22 protein-coding genes are annotated in these 26,522 nt (G+C 71.7%); 15 read left to right on the forward strand and 7 right to left on the reverse strand.

What is annotated here, in order from left to right:
- Positions 1-33: 33 nt before the first annotated feature.
- Positions 34-855 carry an endonuclease I family protein gene (locus tag OIE75_RS13265; protein WP_329470991.1) on the forward strand — a complete coding sequence of 274 codons (822 nt, stop codon included), beginning with the start codon at positions 34-36 and terminating at the stop codon, positions 853-855.
- Positions 856-868: 13 nt separating this feature from the next.
- On the opposite strand, the gene OIE75_RS13270 is transcribed toward OIE75_RS13265, so the two are convergent.
- From OIE75_RS13270 to OIE75_RS13280, 3 genes are read right to left on the reverse strand one after another with little or no spacing between them, the layout of a single operon-like run.
- On the reverse strand, positions 869-2,554 hold the full coding sequence (locus OIE75_RS13270; protein WP_329470992.1) for a thiamine pyrophosphate-binding protein: 1,686 nt from the start codon (positions 2,552-2,554) through the stop codon (positions 869-871).
- A complete protein-coding gene (gene speB / locus OIE75_RS13275) occupies positions 2,551-3,540 on the reverse strand; it encodes an agmatinase (RefSeq protein WP_307012279.1) in 990 nt (329 codons plus the stop codon). The genes OIE75_RS13270 and speB overlap by 4 nt, the downstream gene beginning before the upstream one ends.
- Before the next feature lie 52 nt (positions 3,541-3,592).
- A complete protein-coding gene (locus OIE75_RS13280; RefSeq protein WP_307012280.1) occupies positions 3,593-5,056 on the reverse strand; it encodes a sodium:solute symporter in 1,464 nt (487 codons plus the stop codon).
- A 194-nt stretch (positions 5,057-5,250) separates the two neighbouring features.
- On the opposite strand from OIE75_RS13280, the gene OIE75_RS13285 reads away from it, so the two are divergent.
- Positions 5,251-6,813: a PucR family transcriptional regulator gene (locus tag OIE75_RS13285; RefSeq protein ID WP_329470994.1), complete on the forward strand. Its 1,563-nt coding sequence runs from the start codon at positions 5,251-5,253 to the stop codon at positions 6,811-6,813.
- 62 nt (positions 6,814-6,875) lie between these two features.
- Positions 6,876-7,664, forward strand: coding sequence for a phosphatase (locus OIE75_RS13290; RefSeq protein ID WP_307012283.1), 789 nt, complete (start codon positions 6,876-6,878; stop codon positions 7,662-7,664).
- A gap of 14 nt (positions 7,665-7,678) precedes the next feature.
- Here OIE75_RS13290 and OIE75_RS13295 read toward each other — a convergent pair whose 3' ends face one another.
- The 3 genes from OIE75_RS13295 to OIE75_RS13305 all read right to left on the reverse strand — a co-directional run bounded on the left by OIE75_RS13295 (position 7,679) and on the right by OIE75_RS13305 (position 10,448).
- Complete coding sequence (locus OIE75_RS13295) at positions 7,679-8,551, reverse strand: acyl-CoA thioesterase (RefSeq protein WP_329470995.1); 873 nt, start codon at positions 8,549-8,551, stop codon at positions 7,679-7,681.
- 30 nt (positions 8,552-8,581) lie between these two features.
- Positions 8,582-9,739 (reverse strand): acyl-CoA dehydrogenase family protein, encoded by a 1,158-nt coding sequence (locus tag OIE75_RS13300; protein WP_122619978.1) that lies wholly within the window; start codon positions 9,737-9,739, stop codon positions 8,582-8,584.
- Positions 9,740-9,836: 97 nt separating this feature from the next.
- Complete coding sequence (locus OIE75_RS13305) at positions 9,837-10,448, reverse strand: SACE_7040 family transcriptional regulator (RefSeq protein ID WP_307012287.1); 612 nt, start codon at positions 10,446-10,448, stop codon at positions 9,837-9,839.
- A gap of 97 nt (positions 10,449-10,545) precedes the next feature.
- On the opposite strand from OIE75_RS13305, the gene OIE75_RS13310 reads away from it, so the two are divergent.
- The 10 genes from OIE75_RS13310 to OIE75_RS13355 all read left to right on the forward strand — a co-directional run bounded on the left by OIE75_RS13310 (position 10,546) and on the right by OIE75_RS13355 (position 23,517).
- Positions 10,546-12,162 (forward strand): carboxyl transferase domain-containing protein, encoded by a 1,617-nt coding sequence (locus tag OIE75_RS13310; RefSeq protein WP_307012289.1) that lies wholly within the window; start codon positions 10,546-10,548, stop codon positions 12,160-12,162.
- A 25-nt stretch (positions 12,163-12,187) separates the two neighbouring features.
- Positions 12,188-14,134, forward strand: coding sequence for an acetyl/propionyl/methylcrotonyl-CoA carboxylase subunit alpha (locus OIE75_RS13315; RefSeq protein WP_329473981.1), 1,947 nt, complete (start codon positions 12,188-12,190; stop codon positions 14,132-14,134).
- Positions 14,131-15,096 carry a hydroxymethylglutaryl-CoA lyase gene (locus OIE75_RS13320; RefSeq protein WP_329470997.1) on the forward strand — a complete coding sequence of 322 codons (966 nt, stop codon included), beginning with the start codon at positions 14,131-14,133 and terminating at the stop codon, positions 15,094-15,096. The genes OIE75_RS13315 and OIE75_RS13320 overlap by 4 nt, the downstream gene beginning before the upstream one ends.
- A 6-nt stretch (positions 15,097-15,102) precedes the next feature.
- Positions 15,103-16,263 (forward strand): acyl-CoA dehydrogenase family protein, encoded by a 1,161-nt coding sequence (locus OIE75_RS13325; RefSeq protein ID WP_307012294.1) that lies wholly within the window; start codon positions 15,103-15,105, stop codon positions 16,261-16,263.
- A 121-nt stretch (positions 16,264-16,384) separates the two neighbouring features.
- Positions 16,385-17,428 (forward strand): ABC transporter substrate-binding protein, encoded by a 1,044-nt coding sequence (locus OIE75_RS13330; RefSeq protein WP_307012296.1) that lies wholly within the window; start codon positions 16,385-16,387, stop codon positions 17,426-17,428.
- Positions 17,429-17,453: 25 nt separating this feature from the next.
- On the forward strand, positions 17,454-18,314 hold the full coding sequence (locus OIE75_RS13335; RefSeq protein ID WP_329470998.1) for a siderophore-interacting protein: 861 nt from the start codon (positions 17,454-17,456) through the stop codon (positions 18,312-18,314).
- 173 nt (positions 18,315-18,487) lie between these two features.
- Positions 18,488-19,930: a lysine decarboxylase DesA gene (desA, locus tag OIE75_RS13340; protein WP_329470999.1), complete on the forward strand. Its 1,443-nt coding sequence runs from the start codon at positions 18,488-18,490 to the stop codon at positions 19,928-19,930.
- The gene (locus tag OIE75_RS13345; protein WP_329471001.1) at positions 19,914-21,194 is read left to right on the forward strand and encodes a lysine N(6)-hydroxylase/L-ornithine N(5)-oxygenase family protein; all 1,281 of its coding nucleotides are present in this window, start codon (positions 19,914-19,916) and stop codon (positions 21,192-21,194) included. The genes desA and OIE75_RS13345 overlap by 17 nt, the downstream gene beginning before the upstream one ends.
- Entirely contained in the window at positions 21,191-21,751 is a 561-nt protein-coding gene (locus OIE75_RS13350) for a GNAT family N-acetyltransferase (RefSeq protein WP_307012303.1), read from the forward strand. Before OIE75_RS13345 ends, OIE75_RS13350 begins: the two co-directional genes overlap by 4 nt.
- A complete protein-coding gene (locus OIE75_RS13355; protein WP_329471002.1) occupies positions 21,748-23,517 on the forward strand; it encodes an IucA/IucC family protein in 1,770 nt (589 codons plus the stop codon). The genes OIE75_RS13350 and OIE75_RS13355 overlap by 4 nt, the downstream gene beginning before the upstream one ends.
- Before the next feature lie 84 nt (positions 23,518-23,601).
- On the opposite strand, the gene OIE75_RS13360 is transcribed toward OIE75_RS13355, so the two are convergent.
- Complete coding sequence (locus OIE75_RS13360) at positions 23,602-25,203, reverse strand: beta-N-acetylhexosaminidase (protein ID WP_329471003.1); 1,602 nt, start codon at positions 25,201-25,203, stop codon at positions 23,602-23,604.
- A gap of 102 nt (positions 25,204-25,305) precedes the next feature.
- Between OIE75_RS13360 and OIE75_RS13365 the strand changes: the two genes are divergently transcribed.
- Together OIE75_RS13365 and OIE75_RS13370 are read left to right on the forward strand one after the other, a co-directional pair.
- Positions 25,306-26,187, forward strand: a complete 882-nt coding sequence (locus OIE75_RS13365; protein ID WP_329471004.1) for a DUF4429 domain-containing protein — start codon at positions 25,306-25,308, stop codon at positions 26,185-26,187.
- Positions 26,188-26,263: 76 nt separating this feature from the next.
- A complete protein-coding gene (locus OIE75_RS13370; protein ID WP_122619966.1) occupies positions 26,264-26,521 on the forward strand; it encodes a hypothetical protein in 258 nt (85 codons plus the stop codon).
- The last annotated feature ends 1 nt before the right edge of the window (position 26,522 follow it).

Genomic DNA, 26,522 nt, shown 5'->3' on the forward strand with positions numbered 1-26,522 from the left:
TTCTCCTCAACACGCGTAGATCGGACACCCCACATGCTCGCGATACGCATCGGGCGCCGCAGGGCGGCCGCGCTCGCCACGGCCGCCGTCCTCACCGGACTCGCCGCCCCCTCACTGGCCGCGAACACGGCCACGGCGACCGGCCCGGCGGCGAAGACCACGGCGGACTACGACGACACCTACTACAAGGACGCCGTCGGCAAGACCGGCGACGACCTCAAGGCCTCGCTCCACACGATCATCAGCGACCAGACCAAGCTCTCCTACGACGCGGTCTGGGACGCCCTGAAGACGACCGACCAGGACCCCGCCGACAGCGGCAGCGTGATCCTGCTCTACTCGGGCCTCTCCCGCAGCAAGTCGTCGAACGGCGGCGACACCGGCGACTGGAACCGCGAGCACGTGTGGGCCAAGTCCCACGGCGACTTCGGCACCGCGACCGGCCCGGGCACGGACATCCACCACCTGCGCCCCGAGGACGTCGGGGTCAACAGCGTGCGGGGCAACAAGGACTTCGACGACGGCGGCGGCGCCTTCACCGACAGCGGCGGCAGCCTCACCGACGCCGACTCCTTCGAGCCCCGCGACGCGGTCAAGGGCGACGTGGCCCGCATGATCTTCTACATGGCGACCCGCTACGAGGGCGGCGAGGGCTTCCCCGACCTGGAGGTCAACGGCAGCGTCGACAACGGCAGCAACCCGTACATAGGCAGGCTCTCCGTCCTGAAGGCCTGGAACGACGAGGACCCGCCGGACGCCTTCGAGGAAAGCCGCAACCAGGTCATCTACGACACCTACCAGCACAACCGCAACCCGTTCGTCGACCACCCGGAGTGGGTCGAGGCGATCTGGTAGGCGTTCCGCCGCCTCAGTCGAGGTGTGTCGGCGCGAACATCCGCAGGACGGCGGGGAGGACGACCACGGACGGTCCCGGTGCGGCCAGGGCCTTCGCCAGGTCGGCCTCCAGCGTCTCCGGTGACGTACGCGTGCCCGGCACGCCGAAGGACTCCGCCAGGGCCACGTAGTCCGGGCGGGTCAGTTCCGTGGCCGTCGGCTGTCCGAAGGCGTCGGTCATGTACTCGCGCAGGATGCCGTAGCCGCCGTCGTCGACGATCAGCCAGGTGACGTTCAGGTCGTACTGGCGGGCGGTGGCCAGCTCCGCGATGGAGTACAGGGCGCCCCCGTCGCCGGAGACCGCCAGCACCGGGCGGGTCGGGTCGGCGGCGGCGGCGCCGAGGGCCGCCGGGAAGCCGTAGCCGAGGCCGCCCGCGCCCTGGGCGGAGTGCATGGTGTTGGGGGCCTTGGCGTCGAAGGCCGACCACGCCCAGTAGGCCAGGATGGTCATGTCCCAGAAGGACGGGGCGCCGGGCGGCAGGGCTCCTCGGACGGCGGCCAGGACGTCCTGTTCCAGGGTGAGTTCCTGGGACGCGATGCGCTCGCGGACCTTGTCCAGCACCTCCCGTACGCGTTCGGGGGCGGTGGGGTCGGTGCGCTCCTCGACCGTCTCCAGCAGGGCCTGGAGGGCGAGGCGGGCGTCGGCGTGGATGCCGAGGGCCGGGTGGTTGGACTCCAGCTTGCCGAGGTCGGCCTCGATCTGGACGACCCGGCCGCGCGGCTTGAACGTGTGGTAGTTCGAGGAGAGTTCGCCGAGACCCGAGCCGACCACCAGGAGGACGTCGGCGTCCTCCAGGAAGTCCGTCGTGTGACGGTCCTCCAGCCAGGACTGGAGGGACAGGGGGTGCGCCCAAGGGAACGCGCCCTTGCCGCCGAAGGTCGTCACGACGGGGGCCGCGAGCCGCTCCGCGAGCTGCCTCAGCTTGCCCGAGGCGTCGGCGCGTACGACGCCGCCGCCCGCGATGATCGCGGGGCGTTCCGCGCGGGACAGCAGGTCGGCCGCCACCGCCGTCAGTTCGGGGCGCGGGGGCAGTTCCTCGGGGAAGGTGTCGCCGCCGGTCACCACCGGGACCGGGGTCTCGGACAGGAGGACGTCCTGCGGGATCTCCACCCACACCGGTCCGTGCGGGACGGTCAGCGCGGACGTCCACGCCTCCGCGATCGCGGACGGGATCTGGGACTGGGTGCGGACCGTGTGGACGGACTTCACCACGCCCCGGAACGAGGCCGCCTGGTCCGGGAGTTCGTGGAGGTAGCCGTGGCGGCCGCCGCCGAGGCCGGCCGTGGGGATCTGGCTGCTGATCGCGAGGACCGGGGCGGAGGCCGCCCGCGCCTCCTGGAGCGCGGCGAGGGAGGTGAGGGCTCCCGGGCCGGTGGACAGGAGCAGCGGGGCCGCCTCGCCGGTGATCCGGCCGTACGCGTCGGCCGCGAAACCGGCGTTGTTCTCCACCCGCAGGCCGATGTAGCGCAGGTCCGAGCGGCGCAGCGCGTCGAACATGCCGAGGGCGTGCTGACCGGGCAGGCCGAAGACGGTGGTCGCGCCGAGCCCGGCCAGGGTCTCCACGACCAGGTCTCCGCCGTTGCGGCCGGGGGGAGGGTTCAGCGCGGCCTCCGTCTGGGCGGCGGTCGGACGGAGTACCAGGTCGTGGTCGTGGGTCACTTGCTCTCGGCCTCCTGGTCGGTCGCGCGGGCCTGCGCGATCTGGCGGGACATGATCGTGGTGAGTTCGTACGCGGTGTGGGAGGCCGCCACCGAGGTGATCTCGGCGTGGTCGTAGGCGGGTGCCACCTCGACGACGTCGGCGGAGACCAGGTTGCAGGATGCCAGCCCGCGCAGGATCTCCAGCAGTTCGCGGGAGGTCATGCCGCCGGCCTCGGGGGTGCCGGTGCCGGGCGCGTGGGCGGGGTCCAGGCAGTCGATGTCGATGGAGATGTAGAGGGGACGGTCGCCGATGCGCTGGCGGAGCTGGTCGGCGACCTCGTCCGCGCCGCGCCGGTAGACGTCGGCGGAGGTGACGATGCCGAAGCCCATCTTCTCGTCGTCGGTGAGGTCCTGCTTGCCGTACAGCGGGCCGCGGGTGCCCACGTGGGAGAGCGCGGACGTGTCGAGGACGCCCTCCTCCACCGCGCGCCGGAACGGCGTGCCGTGCGTGTACTCGGCGCCGAAGTAGGTGTCCCAGGTGTCCAGGTGGGCGTCGAAGTGGAGCAGGGCGACCGGGCCGTGCTTCTTCGCGACCGAGCGCAGCAGCGGCAGGGCGATGGTGTGGTCGCCGCCCAGCGTCATCAGGCGGGCGCCGGTGCCGAGGAGGTCGTCGGCGGCGGCCTCCACGGTCTCGACGGCCTCGTTGATGTTGAAGGGGTTGACCGCTATGTCGCCGCCGTCGGCGACCTGGGCGAGGGCGAAGGGGGAGGCGTCCTGCGCCGGGTTGTACGGGCGCAGCAGGCGGGAGGCCTCGCGGATGGCGTTGCCGCCGAACCGCGCGCCGGGCCGGTACGAGACGCCGGAGTCGAACGGCACGCCGACCACGGCGACGTCGGCGGAGGAGACCTCGTCCAGGCGGGGCAGCCGGGCGAAGGTCGCGGGTCCGGCGTAGCGCGGGATCCGGGAGGAGTCGACGGGGCCGCGGGGCGTCTCGTTGCTGCTCATGTACTGCCTTCCTTCTTACGCTTCGTCGCGTATGTACTACTGCCGTCCGACTCTACTGGTGTGCCGGGACCGGCGGTTCGGACGGGGATTCGGGAGACCGTCCGGCGAGGCGTTCGCGCCACGCGGCGAGGATCGCCTCGTCGGTGGGGCGGGTGGCCAGGGAGACGGCGACGTAGACGACGAGGGAGGCCAGCAGGCCGTAGTAGATCGGCTCGTTGGCGAGGACGCCGTAGCCGGCCATCAGTCCGACGACGGTGAGGCCGCCGACCGCCACGGCGGCGAGGGCGCCGTGCGCCGTGCCGCGCTTCCACAGCAGTCCGCCGAGGATGGGGACGAGGAGGCCGCCGACGAGCAGGTTGTAGGCGACGGTGAGGGCCTCGACGACGTTGTTGAGGGCGATCGCGATGACGACGACCGCGACGCCCATCGCGAGGATGAAGGCGCGGTTGCCCTTCACCTCGTCGTGTTCGCCGTCCGTCTTACGCAGGACGCCGCGCAGCCGGGACCAGATGTCGTTGTTGGCGACGGTGGCGCAGGCGATGAGGGCGCCGGAGGACGTGGACATCACGGCGGCCAGGGCGGCGGCCAGCACCAGTCCGCGCACGCCCATGGGCAGTTCGTCCTTGACGATGGTGGCGAAGGCGTCGTCGGGGCTGGCGAGGTTCGGGTAGAGCACCTTGGCCGCGGTGCCGATGACGGCGCCGGCGACGGCGTAGACGAGGCAGTAGGTGCCGGCGATGGTGCCGCCCCACTTCGCGGTGCGGTCACTGCCCGCGGTGAAGACGCGCTGCCAGATGTCCTGACCGATGAGCATGCCGAAGGTGTAGATCAGGACGTAGGTGAAGATCGTCTCGCCGCCGATGCCCAGCGGGTCGAAGTACTCGGTCGGAAGCCGGTCCTTCATCTCGCTGAAGCCGCCGGCCTTGACCACCGCGATGGGCAGCAGCAGGAGCAGTACGCCGATGGTCTTCACGACGAACTGCACCATGTCGGTGAGCGTGATGGACCACATGCCGCCGAGCGTGGAGTAGGCGACGACGATGGAGCCGCCCAGGATGATCGCGAGGGTGCGGTTCACGTCGAAGAGGACGTCGAAGATCGTGGCGTAGGCGATGGTCGAGGTGACCGCGAGCATCAGGGTGTACGCCCACATGACGACGCCGGAGATGACGCCGGCCTTGCCGCCGTAGCGCAGGTCGAGCATCTCGGAGACGGTGTAGACCTTCAGGCGGGCGATGCGGGCAGAGAAGAAGACGGACAGGGCGAGCAGGCCGAGGCCGATGGTGACGACCATCCAGGCGCCCGAGAAGCCGTACTGGTAGCCGAGGCCGACGCCGCCGATGGTGGACGCGCCGCCGAGGACGATCGCCGCCATGGTCCCGGAGTACATCGCGGGGCCGAGCCGGCGCCCCGCGACGAGGAACTCGCTCTTGGACTTGGCACGGCGCATGCCCCACCAGCCCATGGCGAGCATGCCGGCGAGATAGACGACGATCACGATGTAGTCGACGGCCATGGGGGGCCTCCTTCGCGCACTGTCGGTGGCGGGTCGTGCTGGGGGTGGTCCGGTGGCTGGTCGCGGGGACATCCGCCCGTACCCGCGGCCGCCGGTCTGGATTCCGGTCCGGGTTGACACTAGGTGGCTGGAAAGCGGCTGCGAAGTGTACGTTTCATCCAGTCGCATCCACTGAAGTGGAGGAAACGTCCATCATGCCGGAGCCGACCGTTCCGCCCGGCCCTTCCACGCCCCCGACGCCGCCGGTCTCCCTCGCGGCCCTGCTGGCCCGCGACGACCTGGGGCTGCGCCGGATGGCGGGGCCGTCCCCGGCGGGCGTGGCGGTGCACTGGGCGCACACCTCGGAGATGGCCGACCCCTATCCGTACCTGCTCGGCGGCGAACTGCTGCTGACGGCGGGGGTGCACGTACCGCGCGGCACGGACCCGGGCCCGGCCTACTTCGACGCCTACGTCGGGCGGATCGTGGCGGCGGGCGGCGCGGCGCTCGGCTTCGGGGTGGCGCCGGTGCACGACACGGTGCCGCGGGCGCTGGTCGCGGCCTGCGACGCGCACGGGCTGCCGCTGGTGGAGGTGCCACCGCGGACGACGTTCTCGGGCGTGGCCCGCGCGGTGTGGCAGCTGATGGCGCAGGCACGGCTGGCGGAGCTGCGGCGGGTCTCCGAGGCGCAGCAGGGTCTGGCCGCGGCGGCCTCCCGTCCGGACCCGGTGCCGTCGGTCCTGCGCCGGCTGGCGGGGCGGCTCGACGGGCGGGCGGTGCTGTACGGGCCGGAGGGCACGGAGATCGCGGCGGCGGGGCGGGAACCCGGGGGCGAGGTGCGGCGGGCGCTGGCAGAGCTGTCCCGGTTCGTCACCGGCCACACCTCCACCACCGCCACGGACACGGTGGCCGGCACACATCTCGCCGCGTACGCGCTCGGCACCGGGCAGGGCTTCGTCCTCGGGGTCGCCGCGCCGCACCGGGAATCCGGGGACCACACCATCGCGTCGGTCGCCGCCGTCCTGCTCTCGCTGCTCACCGGCGAGCACCAGAGCGGCACGGGCGCGGCCCGCTCCTCGGCACTCGTACGGCTGCTGCTGGGCGCCCGCCCCGAGGAGGCCGCGCCGCTCCTCGGCGGCGGGGGCGTCACCCACTGGCACGTCGTCCACGCCCGCCCGGACACCGGAACACCCGACCCGGTCTCCGCCTCCGCCCTGGGCGCGGCCCTCGGCTCCCCACTCGTCGACACGACCGAGGACGTCGTACGCGTACTCGTCCCGGCCTCACCGGCGGCCCCGCCGGACGGCCGCGAAACGGAGGGCGCGCCGGTGACCCCTCCGGCCGTGTCCGCCCGCGGCGGGGGCGAGGTGGGGCCGGTGTCGCAGGGTGGGTGGGTGCTCGGTGTCAGTGCGGCCGTCACCCCCGCCGAGTGGCCGGCCGGCGACGCGCAGGCGGCCCGGGCGCTGGCCCGGGCGCGGGCCACGCGGGTGCCGCTGGTCCGGCACGGCGCGCGGCCCGCGCTGGCCGACCTGGTGCCGGACGGCGACGCCGAGGCGCACGCGCGTGCGCTGCTCGCGCCGGTCGCGGACGTCCCGGCGCTCACCGAGACGCTGCGCACCTGGCTCTCCCTGCACGGCAGCTGGGACCGCACCGCCGTCGCCCTGTCCGTGCACCGCAACACCGTCCGGCAGCGCATCGCCCGCTGCGCGGCCCTGCTGGACACCGACCTCGACGACCCGGACGTACGGATGGAACTGTGGTTCGCGCTGCGGAGGTGACCCGCGTCCCAGCGCGGGACATGCCGGAGACGCCGACCGGCGGCTGCCTCACAATGGGAGTCATGCCGATACCCGGGACACCCAGCCGCGCCGAACTCGCCGAGCACCTCGTCAGAACCCGTATCGCGGGCGACGTGGCCACGCCCCGCGAGAACAACCTCTCCCACTACCGGAAGCTGGCGAACGGCGACCGCAACTTCTGGCTCGGTCTGGAGCTGGGCGACCGCTGGACCGACGAGCAGGACGTGCTCGCGGTGATGGCGGAGCGGGTCGGCGTCAACGACGACCCGGAATACCGGTACGGCCAGGACACCATCGACCCCGAGCTGACGGTGGCCGCGCTGGAGCGGATGGCGGGGCGGCTGCGCAAGGCCGCCGACGGCGAGCAGCGGGTGCTGTTCGCCACCGGCCACCCGGGCGGGCTGCTCGACGTGCACCGCGCCACGGCCGACGCGCTGCGCACCGCCGGTTGCGAGATCGTCGTGATCCCGGAGGGGCTGACGACGGAGGAGGGTTACGTCCAGCAGTTCGCGGACGTGGCCGTGCTGGAGCACGGTGCCTCGCTGTGGCACACCCACTCCGGCGAGCCGATGAAGGCGATCCTCACCGGCCTGGAGCGCGCGGGCCGCCCACTGCCCGACCTGGTCGTCGCCGACCACGGCTGGGCCGGTTGCGCCGCCCAGCACGGCGTCGACTCCGTCGGCTACGCGGACTGCAACGACCCGGCCCTCTTCCTCGCAGAGTCCGAGGGCACCCTCCAGGTCGCGGTGCCGCTGGACGACCACGTGGTCAGCCCGCGCTACTACGACCCGATGACGGCCTACCTGCTGACGGAGGCGGGGCTGAAGTAGCCCGCCGCGCGTCCTCAGGCCTCCCGGGGGACGCGCACCACGCCTTCCTGGACGACCGAGATGGCGAGCCGCCCGTCCTGGGTGTGGATCCGGGCCTGACCCAGTCCCCGGCCGCCGGACGCGGACGGGGACTGCTGGTCGTACAGCAGCCACTCGTCGGCGCGGAACGGCCGGTGGAACCACATGGCGTGGTCCAGCGAGGCACCGACCACGTCCCCGACGGCCCAGCCGCCGCGCCCGTGCGCGAGCAGCACCGAGTCGAGGAGCGTCATGTCGGAGACGTAGGTGGCGAGGACGACGTGCAGGAGGGGGTCGTCCGCGAGCTTGCCGTTGGTGCGGAACCACACCTGGGAGTGCGGGTCGCGCGGGGTGCCGAAGTCGCCGAACGGCGGGTCGTCGACGTAGCGCAGGTCGATGGCGGCGCGGGCCTCCAGGAACCGTTCGACGGTGTCGGCGGGCAGGTGCGGGTAGCTCCGCAGCCGCTCCTCGCCGGTGGGCAGCGTCGCCGGGTCCGGGGCGGGCGGCATGGGGGCCTGGTGGTCCAGGCCCTCCTCGTACGTCTGGAAGGACGCCGACAGGCCGAAGATCGGCTTGCCGTGCTGGACGGCGACCACCCGGCGGGTGGTGAAGGAGCGGCCGTCGCGCAGCCGGTCGACGTTGTAGACGATGGGGGCGTCCGGATCGCCGGGGCGCAGGAAGTACGCGTGCAGGGAGTGCGCGTGCCGGTCCGCGGGGACCGTGCGTCCGGCGGCGACCAGCGCCTGGGCGGCCACCTGCCCGCCGAAGACCCGGGGGACGACGGCGGAGCGGGAGTGGCCGCGGTAGATGTCCTCCTCGATCCGCTCGAGGTCGAGCAGGTCGAGGAGGGACTGGAGTGCTTCGCTCATGTCCTGTGATTCTGTGGTCTACAGACCGGTCTACAGGCCCATGTTCTTCGCGATGATCGACTTCATGATCTCGCTGGTGCCGCCGTAGATGCGGTTGACCCGGTTGTCCGCGTACAGGCGGGCGATCGGGTACTCGTTCATGTAGCCGTAGCCGCCGTGCAGCTGGAGGCAGCGGTCGATGACGCGGTGGGCGACCTCGGTGCAGAAGAGCTTGGCGCTGGCGGCCTCGGCGGGGGTCAGCTCACCGGCGTCCAGCGCCTCGGTGGCGCGGTCGGCGACGGCCTCGGCGGCGTCCACCTCGGCCTGGCAGGCGGCCAGCTCGAACTTGGTGTTCTGGAAGTGGGCGACCGGCTTGCCGAAGACGGTGCGGTCCTGCACGTACTGCTTGGCGAACCGGACGGCGGCCTTGGCCTGGGCGTAGGCGCCGAAGGCGATGCCCCAGCGCTCGGAGGCCAGGTTGTGGCCGAGGTAGGAGAAGCCCTTGTTCTCCTCGCCGAGCAGGTCCTCGACGGGCACCTTGACGTCGACGAAGGCCAGCTCGGCGGTGTCGGAGGTGCGCAGGCCGAGCTTGTCCAGCTTGCGGCCGACCGAGTAACCCTCGGACTTGGTGTCCACGGCGAACAGCGAGATGCCGTGGCGGCGGTCCTCGGCGGTGGGCGCGGCGGTGCGGGCGCAGACGATGACCTTGTCGGCGTGCACGCCGCCGGTGATGAAGGTCTTGGCGCCGTTGAGGACGTAGTGGGTGCCGTCCTCGGAGAGCTTGGCGGTGGACTTCATGCCCGCGAGGTCGGAGCCGGTGCCGGGCTCCGTCATGGCGATGGCCCACATCTCCTCGCCGCTGACGAACTTCGGCAGGAAGCGCTTCTTCTGCTCGTCGGTGGCCAGCATCTTGATGTAGGGCAGGGCGAGCAGCACGTGCACGCCGGAGCCGCCGAACTGGACGCCCGCGCGGGCGGTCTCCTCGTAGAGGACGGCCTCGAACTTGTGGCTGTCCATGCCGGCGCCGCCGAACTCCTCGGGCACGTTGATGCCGAAGATGCCCAGGTCGCCGAGCTTGTGGTAGAAGTCGCGCGGCGCCTGGCCGGCGGCGAACCACTCGTCGTAGACGGGGACGACCTCGGCCTCGATGAAGGCGCGGATGGTCTCCCGGAACGCCTCGTGGTCCTCGTTGAACACCGTACGGCGCACCGCGCCACCTCCAGGGTACGTATCTAAGCGCTTGCTCAGACTTCACCGTACCGGCGGGTAGGGAGGGGCGTCCAGAGTGGGCCGTGGGTAACCCTCGTCACTCCCCCACGGCCGCGAACGCCCCCCGGGCCATCCGGTGCAGCAGTTCCGACGTCACCGCGCGGCCGGGGAGGGCGCCGGGGCGGCCCAGGTGGGGCGTGGAGTTCAGGAGGCCGAAGACCGAGTGGACGGCCGAGCGGGCGCTCGGTTCCGTGACCGCCGGATAGACCTCGCGGACCACCCCGACCCACAGCTCGACGTACTGCCGCTGGAGCTGGCGCACCATCTTGCGGTCGGCGTCCCGGAGGCGGTCCAGCTCGCGGTCGTGCAGGGTGATGAGCGGGCGGTCGTCGAGCGCGAAGTCGATGTGCCCCTCGATGAGCGAGTCGAGGACCGCCTCCGCGTTGCCGGACCCGGAGCCGGTCACCCCCTCGGCCTCCGCCAGTCGCCGCTTGGCCCCCGTCAGCAGCTGTCCGCTGATCCCGACCAGCAGCTCCGCGAGCATCGCGTCCTTGCCGGCGAAGTGCCGGTACAGACCGGGGCCGCTGATGCCGACCGCGGCGCCTATCTCGTCGACGCCGACACCGTGGAAACCGCGCTCGGCGAAGAGCCGGGCGGCCTCCTTGAGGATCTGCTCGCGGCGGGTGGGGGCGTCGGTTCTGGTGGCCATGGGAGCAATTCTAGACAGGGAGGTTAGCGGTCGTTAACCTGAAGGAAACGCGTTAACGCTCATTAACTGGTCGATCACTGGGTGAGGGGACCGCAGGATGCACGAGGCACCGGAGCTGACGACGGCGGCAGATCCCGCGTCCGAGGCCTTTCGGGCCAACGAGGAGGCGCACGGCGTCCTCGTTCAGGAGCTGCGGGCCAAGCTCGCCGCGGCCCGGCTCGGCGGCGGGGAGCGGGCTCGGGCCCGGCACACCGCGCGCGGCAAGCTGCTGCCGCGCGACCGCGTGGACACGCTGCTCGACCCGGGATCGCCGTTCCTGGAGCTGGCGCCGCTCGCGGCCGACGGGCTCTACGACGGACAGGCCCCGGCGGCCGGCGTGATCGCCGGCATCGGGCGGGTGAGCGGCCGGGAGTGCGTGGTCGTCGCCAACGACGCCACCGTCAAGGGCGGCACGTACTACCCGATGACCGTGAAGAAGCACCTGCGGGCGCAGGAGGTGGCGCTGGAGAACCGGCTGCCGTGCCTGTACCTGGTCGACTCGGGCGGCGCCTTCCTGCCGATGCAGGACGAGGTCTTCCCCGACCGCGAGCACTTCGGGCGGATCTTCTACAACCAGGCCCGGATGTCCGGCGCCGGCATCCCGCAGATCGCCGCCGTCCTCGGCTCCTGCACGGCGGGCGGCGCGTACGTCCCGGCGATGAGCGACGAGGCCGTGATCGTCCGCAATCAGGGCACGATCTTCCTGGGCGGCCCGCCGCTGGTGAAGGCGGCCACCGGCGAGGTGGTCACGGCGGAGGAGCTGGGCGGCGGCGAGGTCCACTCGCGGGTGTCCGGCGTGACCGACCACCTGGCCGAGGACGACGCGCACGCACTGCGGATCGTGCGGCAGATCGTCTCCACACTGCCCCGGCGCGGCGCGCTCCCCTGGGGCGTGGAGCCCGCCGTCGAGCCGAAGGCCGACCCGCAGGGGCTGTACGGCGTGGTGCCGGTCGACTCCCGCACCCCCTACGACGTCCGCGAGGTCATCGCGCGCGTGGTGGACGGGTCCCGGTTCGCCGAGTTCAAGTCGGAGTTCGGGCAGACCCTCGTCACGGGCTTCGCCCGCGTCCACGGCCACCCGGTGGGCATCGTCGCCAACAACGGCATCCTGTTCGCCGAGTCGGCCCAGAAGGGCGCCCACTTCATCGAGCTGTGCGACCAGCGCGGCATCCCGCTGGTGTTCCTGCAGAACATCTCCGGGTTCATGGTCGGCCGGGACTACGAGGCCGGCGGCATCGCCAAGCACGGCGCCAAGATGGTGACGGCGGTGGCGTGCACGCGCGTGCCGAAGCTGACGGTGGTCGTCGGCGGCTCGTACGGCGCGGGGAACTACTCGATGTGCGGGCGGGCCTATTCACCCCGCTTCCTGTGGATGTGGCCCAACGCGAAGATCTCCGTGATGGGCGGCGAGCAGGCCGCGTCCGTGCTGGCCACGGTCAAGCGGGACCAGCTGGAGGCGCGCGGCGAGGAGTGGCCGGCCGAGGAGGAGGAGACCTTCAAGGCGCCGGTCCGCGCGCAGTACGAGCGCCAGGGGAACGCCTACTACGCGACCGCCCGCCTGTGGGACGACGGGGTGATCGAGCCCGCCGACACCCGGCGGGTGCTGGGTCTGGCCCTGACCGCCTGTGCCAACGCGCCGCTGGGTGACCCCCAGTTCGGCGTCTTCCGGATGTGAGGAGGGGACTTCGATGGGGAGCCTGATGTTCGACACGGTACTGGTGGCCAACCGCGGCGAGATCGCGGTGCGGGTCGTCCGGACGCTGCGCGCGATGGGCGTGCGCTCGGTGGCGGTCTTCTCCGACGCCGACGCGGACGCGCGGCACGTGCGCGAGGCCGACGAGGCGGTACGGATCGGCCCGGCGCCGGCGGCGGAGAGCTATCTGTCCGCCGAGCGGCTGCTGGAGGCCGCCGCCCGCACCGGCGCGCAGGCCGTCCACCCGGGGTACGGCTTCCTCGCCGAGAACGCGGGGTTCGCGCGGGCCTGCGAGGAGGCGGGGCTGGTCTTCATCGGGCCGCCCGCCGACGCCATCGCCCTGATGGGCGACAAGATCCGGGCCAAGGAGACGGTGCGGGCGGCCGGGGTGCCGGTGGTGCCGGGCTCCAGCGGCAGCGGGCTGACGGACGCCCAGCTCGCCGACGCCGCCCGCGAGATCGGCACCCCGGTGCTGCTCAAGCCGTCGGCCGGCGGTGGCGGCAAGGGGATGCGGCTGGTACGGGACGCCGCCGTGCTCGCCGACGAGATCGCCGCCGCCCGCCGCGAGGCCCGCGCCTCCTTCGGCGACGACACGCTCCTCGTGGAGCGCTGGATCGACCGGCCCCGGCACATCGAGATCCAGGTCCTGGCCGACGGCCACGGGAACGTGGTGCACCTGGGCGAGCGCGAGTGCTCCCTCCAGCGCCGGCACCAGAAGATCATCGAGGAGGCGCCCAGCGTGCTCCTCGACGAGGCGACCCGCGCCGCGATGGGCGAGGCCGCCGTGCAGGCGGCGCGCTCGTGCGGGTACCGGGGCGCGGGCACGGTGGAGTTCATCGTGCCGGGCAGCGACCCGTCGTCGTACTACTTCATGGAGATGAACACCCGCCTCCAGGTGGAGCACCCGGTGACCGAGCTGGTCACCGGCCTCGACCTGGTGGAGTGGCAGCTGCGGGTGGCGGCGGGTGAACCGCTCGGCTTCGCGCAGGAGGACGTCCGGCTGACCGGGCACGCGGTGGAGGCCCGGCTGTGCGCCGAGGACCCGGCGCGCGGCTTCCTCCCCTCCGGCGGCACGGTGCTGCGGCTGCGCGAGCCCGAGGGCGACGGGGTACGCACCGACTCCGGGCTCAGCGAGGGCAGCGAGGTCGGCAGCCTCTACGACCCGATGCTGTCCAAGGTGATCGCGTACGGCCCCGACCGGGAGACGGCGCTGCGCAAGCTGCGGGCGGCCCTGGCCAGGACGGTGACGCTGGGCGTGCAGACCAACGCCGGGTTCCTGCGGCGGCTGCTCGCGCACCCGGCGGTGGTGGCGGGCGACCTGGACACCGGGCTGGTGGAGCGCGAGGCCGACGGCCTGGTCACCACGGACGTACCGGAGGAGGTGTACGAGGCGGCGGCGGCCGTACGGCTGGACGCGCTGCGTCCGCGCGGGGACGGCTGGACGGACCCGTTCTCGGTGCCGGACGGCTGGCGCACGGGCGGCGAGCCGAAGCCGGCGGCCTTCCCGATGCGGGCGCCGGGGCTCGACCCCGTCACGCACTCCCCGCGCGGCACCCACACCGTCGCCGACGACCAGGTGGCCGTCACCCTCGACGGCGTCCGGCACACCTTCCACCGCGTCGCCGACTGGCTGGGCCGCGACGGCGACGCCTGGCAGGTGCGCGACCACGACCCGGTCGCCGCGTCACTCACCCGCTCCGCCCACGCGGGCGCCGACTCGCTCACCGCGCCCATGCCGGGCACGGTGACGGTGGTGAAGGTCGCCGTCGGCGACGAGGTGACCGCCGGACAGAGCCTGCTGGTCGTGGAGGCGATGAAGATGGAGCACGTCATCTCCGCCCCGCACGCCGGCACCGTCGCCGAACTGGACGTCGCGCCCGGCACCACGGTCGCCATGGACCAGGTGCTGGCGGTCATCACCCCGGTGGCGGACGAAGAGGAGGAGACGGCATGAGCACCCCCGACCCGGTCCTGCCCATGACGGTGCCGGCCGAGGGCCTGCCCGCCCGCGTCCGCATCCACGAGGTCGGCGCCCGAGACGGCCTCCAGAACGAGAAGGCGATCGTCCCGGCGGCGGTGAAGGCGGAGTTCGTCCGCCGCCTCGCCGGGACCGGCCTGACCACCATCGAGGCGACGAGCTTCGTGCACCCCGAGTGGGTGCCGCAGCTGGCGGACGCGGAGGAGCTGTTCCCGGCGGTCGCGGACCTGCCGGTCGACCTCCCCGTCCTGGTGCCGAACGAGCGCGGCCTGGACCGCGCGCTGGCGCTGGGCGCCCGGCGGGTGGCGGTCTTCGCCAGTGCCACGGAGTCCTTCGCCAAGGCCAACCTGAACCGCACGGTGGACGAGGCCCTGGCCATGTTCGCGCCGGTGGTGGCGCGGGCGAAGGCGGCGGACGTGCACGTGCGGGGCTACCTGTCGATGTGCTTCGGCGACCCCTGGGAGGGCGCGGTCCCCGTCCCGCAGGTGGTGCGGGTCTGCCGGGCCCTGCTGGACATGGGCTGCGACGAGTTGAGCCTCGGCGACACCATCGGGGTGGCGACCCCGGGCCACGTCGGGGCCCTGCTCACCGCGCTCACCGAGGCGGGCGTCCCCGTGGAAGCGCTCGGCGTGCACTTCCACGACACCTACGGCCAGGCCCTGTCCAACACGCTGACCGCGCTGCGGCACGGCGTGACGACGGTCGACGCCTCCGCCGGCGGCCTGGGCGGCTGCCCGTACGCCAAGTCCGCCACCGGCAACCTCGCCACCGAAGACCTCGTGTGGATGCTGCGCGGCCTCGGCATCGACACCGGCGTCGACCTCGGCCGTCTCGTCGCCACCAGCGTCTGGATGGCCGCCCACCTGGGCCGACCCAGCCCGTCCCGCACCGTACGAGCCCTCGCCGGCTCGGGCGCCGACTCCCACCAGGAGCAGTGAACAGCCATGGACCACAAGCTCTCCCCCGAACTGGAAGAACTCCGCCGCACGGTGGAGGCGTTCGCCCACGACGTCGTGGCGCCCAAGATCGGCGACTTCTACGAGCGGCACGAGTTCCCGTACGAGATCGTCCGCGAGATGGGCCGCATGGGCCTGTTCGGGCTGCCGTTCCCGGAGGAGTACGGCGGCATGGGCGGCGACTACCTGGCCCTCGGCATCGCCCTGGAGGAGCTGGCGCGGGTCGACTCGTCGGTGGCGATCACGTTGGAGGCGGGGGTCTCGCTGGGCGCGATGCCCGTCCACCTGTTCGGCACCGAGGAGCAGAAGCGCGAGTGGCTGCCCCGGCTGTGCTCGGGCGAGATCCTGGGCGCCTTCGGCCTGACCGAGCCGGACGGCGGCTCGGACGCGGGCGCGACGCGGACGACGGCGCGGCTCGACGAGGCGACCGGCGAGTGGGTGATCAACGGCACCAAGTGCTTCATCACCAACTCGGGCACGGACATCACGGGCCTGGTGACGGTCACGGCGGTCACCGGCCGCAAGCCGGACGGCCGGCCGCTGATCTCGGCCATCATCGTCCCGTCGGGCACGCCGGGCTTCACGGTGGCCGCCCCGTACTCGAAGGTCGGCTGGAACGCGTCGGACACCCGCGAGCTGTCCTTCTCCGACGTCAGGGTCCCGGCGGCGAACCTGCTGGGCGAGAAGGGACGCGGCTACGCGCAGTTCCTGCGCATCCTGGACGAGGGACGCATCGCCATCGCCGCGCTGGGTACGGGACTCGCGCAGGGCTGTGTGGACGAGTCGGTCAGGTATGCGAAGGAACGTCACGCCTTCGGCAAGCCCATCGGTGCCAACCAGGCCATCCAGTTCAAGATCGCGGACATGGAGATGAAGGCGCACACCTCCCGCCTCGCCTGGCGGGACGCGGCCTCCCGCCTGGTGACGGGCGAGCCGTTCAAGAAGGAGGCGGCGCTGGCGAAGCTGTACTCGTCGACGGTGGCCGTGGACAACGCCCGGGACGCCACCCAGATCCACGGCGGCTACGGGTTCATGAACGAGTACCCGGTCGCCCGCATGTGGCGGGACGCGAAGATCCTGGAGATCGGCGAGGGCACCAGCGAGGTCCAGCGGATGCTGATCGCACGGGAGTTGGGGCTGGTGAGCTGAGACGGGACGCCGTCGCGGGGCGGGGCCGGACGGCCCCACCCCTGGACAAGATCTGAGGTTAGGCTAACCTACCCTCGAATTGTCCCGCGGAGCTCCGCACCGTTCGAAAGCAGTCACCACCATGCGCAACGCCAGAGCTGCCCACCCGACCCGTCGCGGAATCCTCGCCGCCGGCGGCGCCCTCGGCCTCGGTGCCGCGCTCGCGGCCTGCGGGGACGACGACGCGAAGAGCGGCTCGGGCGACGACGCGGGCGCCGGCAAGTCCGGCCCCTGGTCCTTCAAGGACGACCGCGGCACGACCGTGAAGCTGGACTCGGTACCGAAGAACATCGTCGCCTTCACCGGTGTCGCGGCCGCCCTCTGGGACTACGGCGTCCAGGTCAAGGGCGTCTTCGGGCCCACCACGACCAAGGACGGCAAGCCCGACGTCCAGGCCGGCGACCTCGACGTCGACAAGGTCACCGTCCTCGGCAACGAGTGGGGCAAGCTCAACGTCGAGAAGTACGCGACCCTCGCCCCCGAGGTGCTCATCACCACGACGTTCGACACCGCGGGCACCCTCTGGTCGGTCCCGGAGGAGTCCAAGGACAAGGTCGCCAAACTCGCGCCGAGCGTGGCCGTCTCGGTCTTCGACCGCCAGCTCACCCAGCCGCTCCAGCGCATGTGGGAGCTGGCCGAGTCGCTGGGCGCCGACATGAGGGCCAAGAAGGTCACCGACGCCAAGGCCGCCTTCGAGAAGGCCGCCGCCCGGCTGCGCGCCGCCGCCAAGGCCAAGCCCGAGATCAGGGTCCTGGCCGGCTCCGCGAGCGCCGACCTCTTCTACGTCTCCGGCACCAACCTGTCGGTGGACCTGGAGTACTTCAAGGCCCTCGGCGTGAACTTCGTCGAGCCCTCGGAGGAGGCGAAGAAGGCGACCGGCGGCTGGTTCGAGAGCCTGAGCTGGGAGAACGTCGACAAGCACCCGGCCGACGTGATCATCATGGACGACCGCGCCTCCACCATCCAGCCCGCGGACATCACCGAGGGCACCTGGAAGCAGCTCCCGGCGGTCAAGGCCGGCCAGGTCATCGCCCGTTCCCCCGAGCCGATCCTGTCCTACGACAAGTGCACGCCACTGCTGAACAACCTCGCCGAGGCCATCGAGAACGCCAAGAAGGTCGGCTGACCTTCTCCGTCTCCCGGAGCACGCCATGACGACGGCCGTAGCCGCCCCGTTCCGTTTCTTCTCCCTCCAGGTCGTACGGACGAGGCGGCTCGGTCCGTCTCTGACCCGTGTCACCTTCGCCGGGAACGACCTGAGCGCCTTCCACTCGGACGGCCGCGACCAGTCCCTGTCGCTGTTCCTGCCGCACCCGGGCCAGTCCGAGCCCGCGGTGCCCCTGGAGCAGGGCGACGGGTGGTGGCAGGCATGGCGTGAACTCCCGGACGACGTACGGGCGGTGATGCGCTCGTACACGCTGCGGGCGCTCCGGCGCGACGCCGACGGCGACACCGCCGAGATCGACGTCGACTTCGTGCTGCACGGCGTCGAACCCGGCGCCGCCTTCGAGGCCGGCCCCGCCGCCCGCTGGGCCGCCGCCGCCACCGCCGGGGACCGCGTCCTGCTGCTCGGCCCGGCGATCGCCGACAACCGGGCGATCCGCTTCCGGCCGCCCGAGGACACCGACCTGGTGGTGATCTGGGGCGACGAGACCGCCGTACCGGCCGCCTGCGCGATCGTCGAGTCGCTGCCCGCCGGCACCCGCGCCCGGGTCTGGCTGGAAGTGCCGCACGCCGAGGACGCGCAGGACCTCGAGACGGCGGCGGACGCCGAGATCACCTGGCTGGTCCGGGACGCCACCGGCGGCCCCGAGGCCACCCTGACCACCCTGCGGGACGCGCGGCTGCCGGACGCCGAGCGCCCCTACGTCTGGATCGCGGGCGAGTCCGGCTGCGTCAAGGCGCTGCGGCGGCACTTCGTGCGCGAGCGCGGCATCGACCGGCGGCGCATCACCTTCGTCGGCTACTGGCGCCAGGGGCTGACGGAGGAACAGCTCCGCGAACAGGGCTGAGACCACCGGCCCTTGCTGCCGCGCACCTGAGTGACGGCAGTCACGCAAGGGGCCGCGTTTGATCCACTCGACTTAGGTTAGGCTAACCTAAGTCGAAGCAAGGGCTCCGCCCCTTACGCCCTTTCCCGCCCTTCCCCCTCCCTCTCGGACCGTCCCCACCGGAGGACCCCCACATGCGCTCGCACCTGCTCAACGACACCACCGCGGAGCAGTACCGCCGCTCCGTGATCGAAGGAGTCGAGCGGGTGGCCGCCAGAATCGCCACCACCGACCGCCCGTTCACCGGCGTCACGGTCGACGCCCTCTCCCCCCGCATCGACGAGATCGACCTCGACCGGCCGCTGCACGACACGGCCGCGGTCCTCGACGAGCTGGAGGACGTCTACCTCCGCGACGCCGTCTACTTCCACCACCCCCGCTACCTCGCCCACCTCAACTGCCCGGTCGTCATACCGGCGGTGCTCGGCGAGGCGGTACTGTCCGCCGTCAACTCCTCCCTGGACACCTGGGACCAGTCGGCCGGCGGCACGCTCATCGAGCGGAAACTGATCGACTGGACCACCGCCCGCATCGGCCTCGGCCCCGCCGCCGACGGCGTGTTCACCTCCGGGGGCACCCAGTCCAACCTCCAGGCACTGCTGCTGGCCCGCGAGGAGGCCAAGACCGACTCCCTGGGCAAACTGCGCATCTTCGCCTCCGAGGTCAGCCACTTCAGCGTGCAGAAGTCCGCGAAACTCCTCGGCCTCGGCCCGGACGCCGTCGTCTCGATCCCCGTCGACCAGGACAAGCGCCTGCACACCGTGGCCCTCGCCCGTGAGCTGGAGCGCTGCGCGCAGGACGGCCTCGTCCCCATGGCCGTCGTCGCCACCGGCGGCACCACCGACTTCGGCTCCATCGACCCGCTCCCGGAGATCGCCGCGCTCTGCGAGCAGTACGGCGTGTGGATGCACGTGGACGCGGCCTACGGCTGCGGGCTGCTCGCCTCCCTGAAGTACCGGGACCGGCTGGCCGGCATCGAGCGGGCCGACTCGGTCACGGTCGACTACCACAAGTCCTTCTTCCAGCCGGTGAGTTCCTCCGCCGTGCTGGTCCGGGACGCGGCCACCCTGCGCCACGCCACCTACCACGCGGAGTACCTCAACCCGCGCCGCATGGTGCAGGAACGTATCCCCAACCAGGTGGACAAGTCGCTCCAGACCACCCGCCGCTTCGACGCGCTCAAGCTGTGGATGACGCTGCGCGTGATGGGCGCCGACGGCATCGGGCAGCTCTTCGACGAGGTGTGCGACCTGGCCGCCGAGGGCTGGCGGATGATCGCCGCCGACCCGCGCTACGACGTCGTCGTGGAGCCGAGCCTGTCCACCCTGGTCTTCCGCTACATCCCGGCGGCCGTCACCGACCCCGCCGAGATCGACCGCGCCAACCTGTACGCCCGCCGGGCCCTGTTCGCCTCCGGCGACGCCGTGGTCGCGGGCACCAAGGTGGCCGGACGCCACTACCTGAAGTTCACCCTGCTCAACCCCGAGACGACCACGGCCGACATCGCCGCCGTCCTCGACCTGATCGCCGGCCACGCCGAGCAGTACCTGGGAGAGTCCCTTGACCGCGCTTCCTGAAGCCAGTGCCCCGTACGACTTCGTGGGGATCGGCCTCGGCCCCTTCAACCTCGGCCTCGCCTGCCTCACCGAGCCCATCGACGGGCTGAACGGCGTCTTCCTGGAGTCCAAGCCGGACTTCGAGTGGCACGCCGGCATGTTCCTGGACGGCGCCCACCTCCAGACCCCGTTCATGTCGGACCTGGTCACGCTCGCCGACCCGACCTCCCCGTACTCCTTCCTCAACTACCTGAAGGAGCAGGGCCGGCTGTACTCGTTCTACATCCGGGAGAACTTCTACCCGCTGCGTGTCGAGTACGACGACTACTGCCGCTGGGCCGCGAACAAACTGAGCAGCGTCCGCTTCTCCACGACGGTCACCGAGGTGACGTACGACGAGCGCGAGGAGCTGTACGCCGTCGCCACCACGGCCGGCGACACCTACCGCGCCCGCCGCCTCGTCCTCGGCACCGGCACCCCGCCGCACATCCCGGACGCCTGCCGCGGTCTGGCCGGCGACTTCCTCCACAACTCCCAGTACGTCCAGCACCGCGCGGAGCTGGTGAAGAAGGAGTCGATCACGCTGGTCGGCAGCGGCCAGTCCGCCGCCGAGATCTACCAGGACCTGCTCAGCGAGATCGACGTCCACGGCTACCGGCTCAACTGGGTGACGCGCTCCCCGCGCTTCTTCCCGCTGGAGTACACCAAGCTCACGCTGGAGATGACCTCGCCGGAGTACGTGGACTACTACCACGCGCTGCCGGAGCCCACCCGCTACCGCCTCACGGCGGAGCAGAAGGGCCTGTTCAAGGGCATCGACGGCGACCTGATCAACGACATCTTCGACCTGCTCTACCAGAAGAAGCTGGGCGGACCGGTCCCCACCCGCCTGCTCACCAACTCGGCCCTGACCAGCGCCCGGTACGCGGACGGCACGTACACCCTGGGCTTCCGCCAGGAGGAGCAGGGCACGGACTTCGAGATCGACACCGAGGGCCTGATCCTGGCCACCGGGTACCGGTACACCGAGCCGGAGTTCCTCAAGCCCGTCCGCGACCGGCTGTGCTACGACTCCCGCGGCAACTTCGACGTGGCCCGCAACTACGCCGTGGACGTCACGGGCAGCGGCGTGTTCCTTCAGAACGCGGGTGTCCACACGCACAGCGTCACCAGCCCCGACCTGGGTATGGGCGCCTACCGCAACAGCTACATCGTCCGAGAGCTGCTCGGCACCGAGTACTACCCGGTCGAGAAGTCGATCGCGTTCCAGGAGTTCAGCGCATGACCACCCCCACGACATCCGCCACCAGGAGGATCGGTGCCCTCACCCTGCGCCCCCTCGACCCGCTCAGGGACGCCGAGCTGCTGCACGGCTGGCTCACCCACCCCAAGTCCGCGTTCTGGATGATGCAGGAGGCGAAACTGGTCGACGTCGAGCGGGCCTACATGGACGTGGCCGCCGACCCGCACCAGGACGCGTTCATCGGCCTGCACGACGGCGTCCCCGCCTTCCTGATGGAGCGGTACGACCCGGTCCACCGCGAGCTGACCGGCCTGTACGAGCCGGCCCCCGGTGACGTCGGCATGCATTTCCTGGTCGCCCCCACCGACCGGCCGGTGCACGGCTTCACCCGCGCCGTCATCACCGCCGTCATGACCGAGCTGTTCGCCGACCCGGCCACCGCCCGCGTCGTCGTCGAGCCGGACGTCGGCAACAAGGCCGTCCACGCCCTGAACGCAGCCGTCGGATTCGTGCCCGAGCGCGAGATCCAGAAGCCGGAGAAGAAGGCGTTGCTGAGCTTCTGCACCCGCGACCAGTTCGAGAAGGCGGTGTCCGCATGAGCCTCGCCGACGCCGTCGCCCACCTCTCCCCCGAGCGCTGGGAGCAGGCCAACCGCCTCCTGATCCGCAAGGCCCTGGCCGAGTTCACGCACGAGAGGCTGCTCTCCCCCGAACGGGACGGCGAGGAGTACGTCGTCCTCAGCGACGACGGCCAGACCCGCTACCGCTTCACGGCCACCGTCCGCGCCCTGGACCACTGGCAGGTGGACGCCGCCTCGATCACCCGCCACCGCGACGGGGCCGACCTCCCGCTCGCCGCGCTGGACTTCTTCGTCGAGCTGCAGAAGACGCTGGGCCTGAGTGAGGAGATCCTGCCGGTCTACCTGGAGGAGATCTCCTCCACCCTCTCCGGCACCTGCTACAAGCTCACCAAGCCGAAGGTCACCTCCGCCGAGCTGGCCCGCGCCGGCTTCCAGGCCGTCGAGACCGGTATGACCGAGGGCCACCCGTGCTTCGTCGCCAACAACGGGCGGCTCGGCTTCGGCATCCACGAGTACCTGTCCTACGCCCCCGAGACCGCGAGCCCGGTCCGGCTGGTGTGGCTGGCCGCGCACCGCTCCCGCGCGGCGTTCACGGCGGGCGTGGGCATCGAGTACGAGTCCTTCGTCCGCGACGAGCTGGGCGAACGGACCGTCGACCGCTTCCACGGCGTCCTGCGCGAGCGGGGCCTGGACCCGGCCGACTACCTGTTCATCCCGGTCCACCCCTGGCAGTGGTGGAACAAGCTCACCGTGACCTTCGCCGCCGAGGTCGCCCGCGGGCACCTGGTCTGCCTCGGCGAGGGCGACGACGAGTACCTGGCCCAGCAGTCCATCCGCACCTTCTTCAACGCCTCGCACCCCGAGAAGCACTACGTGAAGACGGCCCTGTCCGTCCTCAACATGGGCTTCATGCGCGGCCTGTCGGCTGCCTACATGGAGGCCACCCCGGCCATCAACGACTGGCTCGCCCAGCTCATCGAGGGCGACCCGGTGCTCAGGTCGACGGGCCTGAGCATCATCCGGGAGCGGGCCGCCGTCGGCTACCGGCACCTGGAGTACGAGCAGGCCACCGACCGCTACTCGCCGTACCGCAAGATGCTGGCCGCGCTCTGGCGGGAGAGCCCGGTGCCCTCCCTCGAGGAGGGCGAGACGCTCGCCACCATGGCCTCCCTCGTCCACGTCGACCACGAGGGCGCCTCCTTCGCGGGCGCGCTGATCGAGCGGTCGGGCCTCGCGCCCGCCGAGTGGCTGCGGCACTACCTGCGCGCCTACTACGTCCCGCTGCTGCACAGCTTCTACGCCTACGACCTGGTGTACATGCCGCACGGCGAGAACGTGATCCTGGTCCTGGAGGACGGGGTGGTGCGGCGCGCGATCTACAAGGACATCGCCGAGGAGATCGCGGTGATGGACCCGGACGCGGCACTGCCGCCGGAGGTCGCCCGGATCGCCGTGGACGTGCCCGAGGACAAGAAGCTCCTGTCCATCTTCACGGACGTCTTCGACTGCTTCTTCCGCTTCCTCGCCGCGAACCTGGCGGGCGAGGGCATCGTGGAGGAGGACGCCTTCTGGCGGACGGTCGCGGAGGTCACCCGCGAGTACCAGGAGTCGGTGCCGGAACTGGCCGAGAAGTTCGAGCGGTACGACATGTTCGCGCCCGAGTTCGCGCTGTCCTGCCTCAACCGGCTCCAGCTGCGCGACAACCGGCAGATGGTGGACCTCGCCGACCCGTCCGGCGCGCTCCAGCTGGTCGGCCGGCTGGAGAACCCGCTCGCGGGCCGGTAGCCGGGCCCAGGGACGGGCGGGCACCCCGGAGACGGTCCTCCGGGGTGCCCGTCGTCATGTCCGCGAGTCCGGATCAGGTCCGGATCAGGTCCAGGGGACCTGCGGCGAGCGGTAGTAGTCGATGCCCATCGCCTCCCAGCGCGGCGCCTGGGCGGCCAGCCGCACCTTGTAGGTGTCCCAGTCGTGCGTCGACGCCGGGGACCAGCCCAGTTCGGCGACGCCCGGCAGCCTCGGGAAGGCCATGAACTCCAGCTGCTCCGGGTCGGAGAGGGTCTCCGTCCACAGCGGCGCCTCGACACCGCGCACCGCGGAGGCCGGGGCGCCCGGCAGATAGGCGGCCGGGTCCCAGTCGTAGGACCGCTGCACCTCGACATAGCCCGCCCAGGACAGACCCAGCGGGGTGTCCTTGGTGTACTTCATGTCCAGGTACGTCCGGTCGGCCGGGGACAGGATCAGCCCGGTCCCGTTCCGCGCGGCCTCGGCGACCTGGGCCTTCTCCGCGTCACTGGTGCGGTCCAGGCCCCAGTACTGGACGAGCGCGCCCTCGACCGGTTCGGCGCTCGCCAGCTGGTGCCAGCCGACGACCGTCTTGCCGTACTTCGCGACGATCGGCTGCACCCGCTTCATGAAGGCGACGAAGTCCTCGTGGGGCGTGGAGTGCGCCTCGTCGCCGCCGATGTGGAGGTAGCGGCCCGGGGTGAGCGCGGCCAGCTCGCGCACGACGTCGTCGACGAAGTCGTACGTGACCTCCTTGCCGACGCACAGCGAGCTGAAGCCGACCTTGGTGCCGGTGTACAGCGGCGGCGCGACGCCGTCGCAGTTCAGCTCGGCGTAGGAGGCGAGGGCCGCGTTGGTGTGGCCCGGCATGTCGATCTCGGGCACGACCTCCAGGTGGCGGGAGGCGGCGTGGCGCAGGATCTCCTTGTAGTCGTCCTTGGTGTAGTAGCCGCCGGGGCCGCCGCCGACCTCGGTGGAGCCGCCGTACGTCGCCAGGCGCGGCCAGGAGTCGATGGCGATGCGCCAGCCCTGGTCGTCGCTGAGGTGCAGGTGGAGCTTGTTGTACTTGTAGAGGGCGACGCGGTCGATGTAGTGCTTCACCTCGTCGACGGTGAAGAAGTGCCGGGAGACGTCCAGCATGGCGGCGCGCCAGCCGTAGCGGGGGGTGTCCTCGACGGTGCCGCCGGCCACCAGCCAGGGGCCGGGCTGCACGGAGTCCTTCTCGACGGCGGCGGGCAGGAGCTGACGGAGGGTCTGGACGCCGTGGAAGAGGCCGGCCGCCGCGCGGGCGGTGATGGTGACGCCGGAGCGGCCGCTGTCGAGGCGGTAGCCCTCGTCGCCGTAGGAGCCCTTGGCCAGGCGCAGCTGGATGCCGCCGTGGCCGTGGGAGGTGACGGGCAGCCGGTAGCCGGTGGACGGCCGCAGGACCCCGGCCAGGTAGTCGCCGACGCGGCGGGCCTCGCGCGAGTCGTCGACGCGGATGTGGGTGGAGCGGGTGATGCGGTAGGGGGCACCGCCCGGGTCGACCGAGGCGGGGGCCGGGATCACCTGGTCCAGGGGGGTCGCGGCCGTTTTGTGCGCGGGTGCCGCGCCGGTGGTGATGGCGCAGGCCGTCGCCACCAGAAGCAGCGATCCCAGCAGCCGGCTGGTGCGGGGAGTCGTTCGGTGGTGCCGTCGATGAGCTCTCACGTGCGCGCTCCCTTCGCGGGTGTGCGGTAAGGGGGTTGGGGACGGGTGTAGACCACTCTCCCGCACCATCGCCGCCCACAGAAGCGATGAAACAATCCGCGCATGGCGGAAATCATCCAGAAGGACGGAACGTGGGTCTTCGACGGCGACTCGCTGCGGCTGACTCCTGGACGCGACAAGAGCGTCGCCCTGCTGCGCCGGGAGTTGGGTGAACTGCTCGTCCCGCTCTCGGCGTTGGCGGGCATATCGTTCGAGCAGGGCCGCAAGTCCGGCCGGCTGCGGCTGCGCCTGCGGGACGGCGCCGACCCGCTGCTGCACGCGACGGGCGGCCGGCTGACCGAGCCGCACGACCCGTACCAGCTCCTCGTGGAGTCCGACCGGTACGGCGTGGCCGAGTACTTCGTGGACGAGGTGCGCAACGCCCTGCTCCTGGACCAGGTTCCGTCCGGCCCGGTGGACGCGTACCTGCTGCCGGGCCCCGCCGTCCCGCTGTCGGTGTCGGCCGGGGACGGCATCGCGAGCTTCGACGGCGAGCGGGTGCGCCTGGAGTGGAAGTGGCAGGCGGAGGACGCCAAGTCGGCCGGGGGCCCGCGCACCCTCCCCCTCGGCGACATCCTCTCGGTGGAGTGGCAGCCGGAGGTGGGCATGGAGAACGGCCACCTCCGGTTCACCGTGCGGGGCGCGCCGAGCAAGGTGCCGCCCAAGTACGACCCGAACGCGGTGGAGCTGTGGGGGTTCAAGAAGGACCCGCTGATGGCCCTGGTCGCCGCGGCCGTGCAGGCCCGCCTCCCGCACCCGGCCGCCCCCGCCGCCCCGGAGAAGACCCTCCCGCCCGGGGACACACCGACCCTGGCCCCCGCGGCCGAGGACGACCACGACGCGCTGCTGCGCCGGCTGCGGGAGCTGGGTGAACTGCACCGCTCCGGGGTCCTGACGGAGGAGGAGTTCAACCTGGCCAAGCAGGCGGTACTGAAGCGCTTCTGACCGGCCTCCGCCGACCCCTGCCCGAAATCGGGCAGGATTCTTGCATAACCGTGTCCCGTACTCCAGGATCTACCGGGTGCACGACGAACTCGTTGATCATCTGACGCGGTCCACCCCCCTGAACCGGGGCGAGGCGCTGCGTGTGATCCAGGACGTGCTCGCCTACTTCGACGAGACGACCGAGGAATTCGTCCGTCGCCGCCACCGCGAACTCCAGACCCAGGGCCTGGTGAACGCGACGATCTTCGAACGGATCGGGGCGGAGCTGAAATACCGGGCGGTGGCACCGGCGGAGCTGTCGCTCCGTCAGCTGCGCCGCATCGTCTACGGCTGAG

Origin of the sequence: Streptomyces sp. NBC_01723 (assembly GCF_036246005.1) — a bacterium.
In the GTDB taxonomy this organism is placed as follows: Bacteria; Actinomycetota; Actinomycetes; order Streptomycetales; family Streptomycetaceae; genus Streptomyces.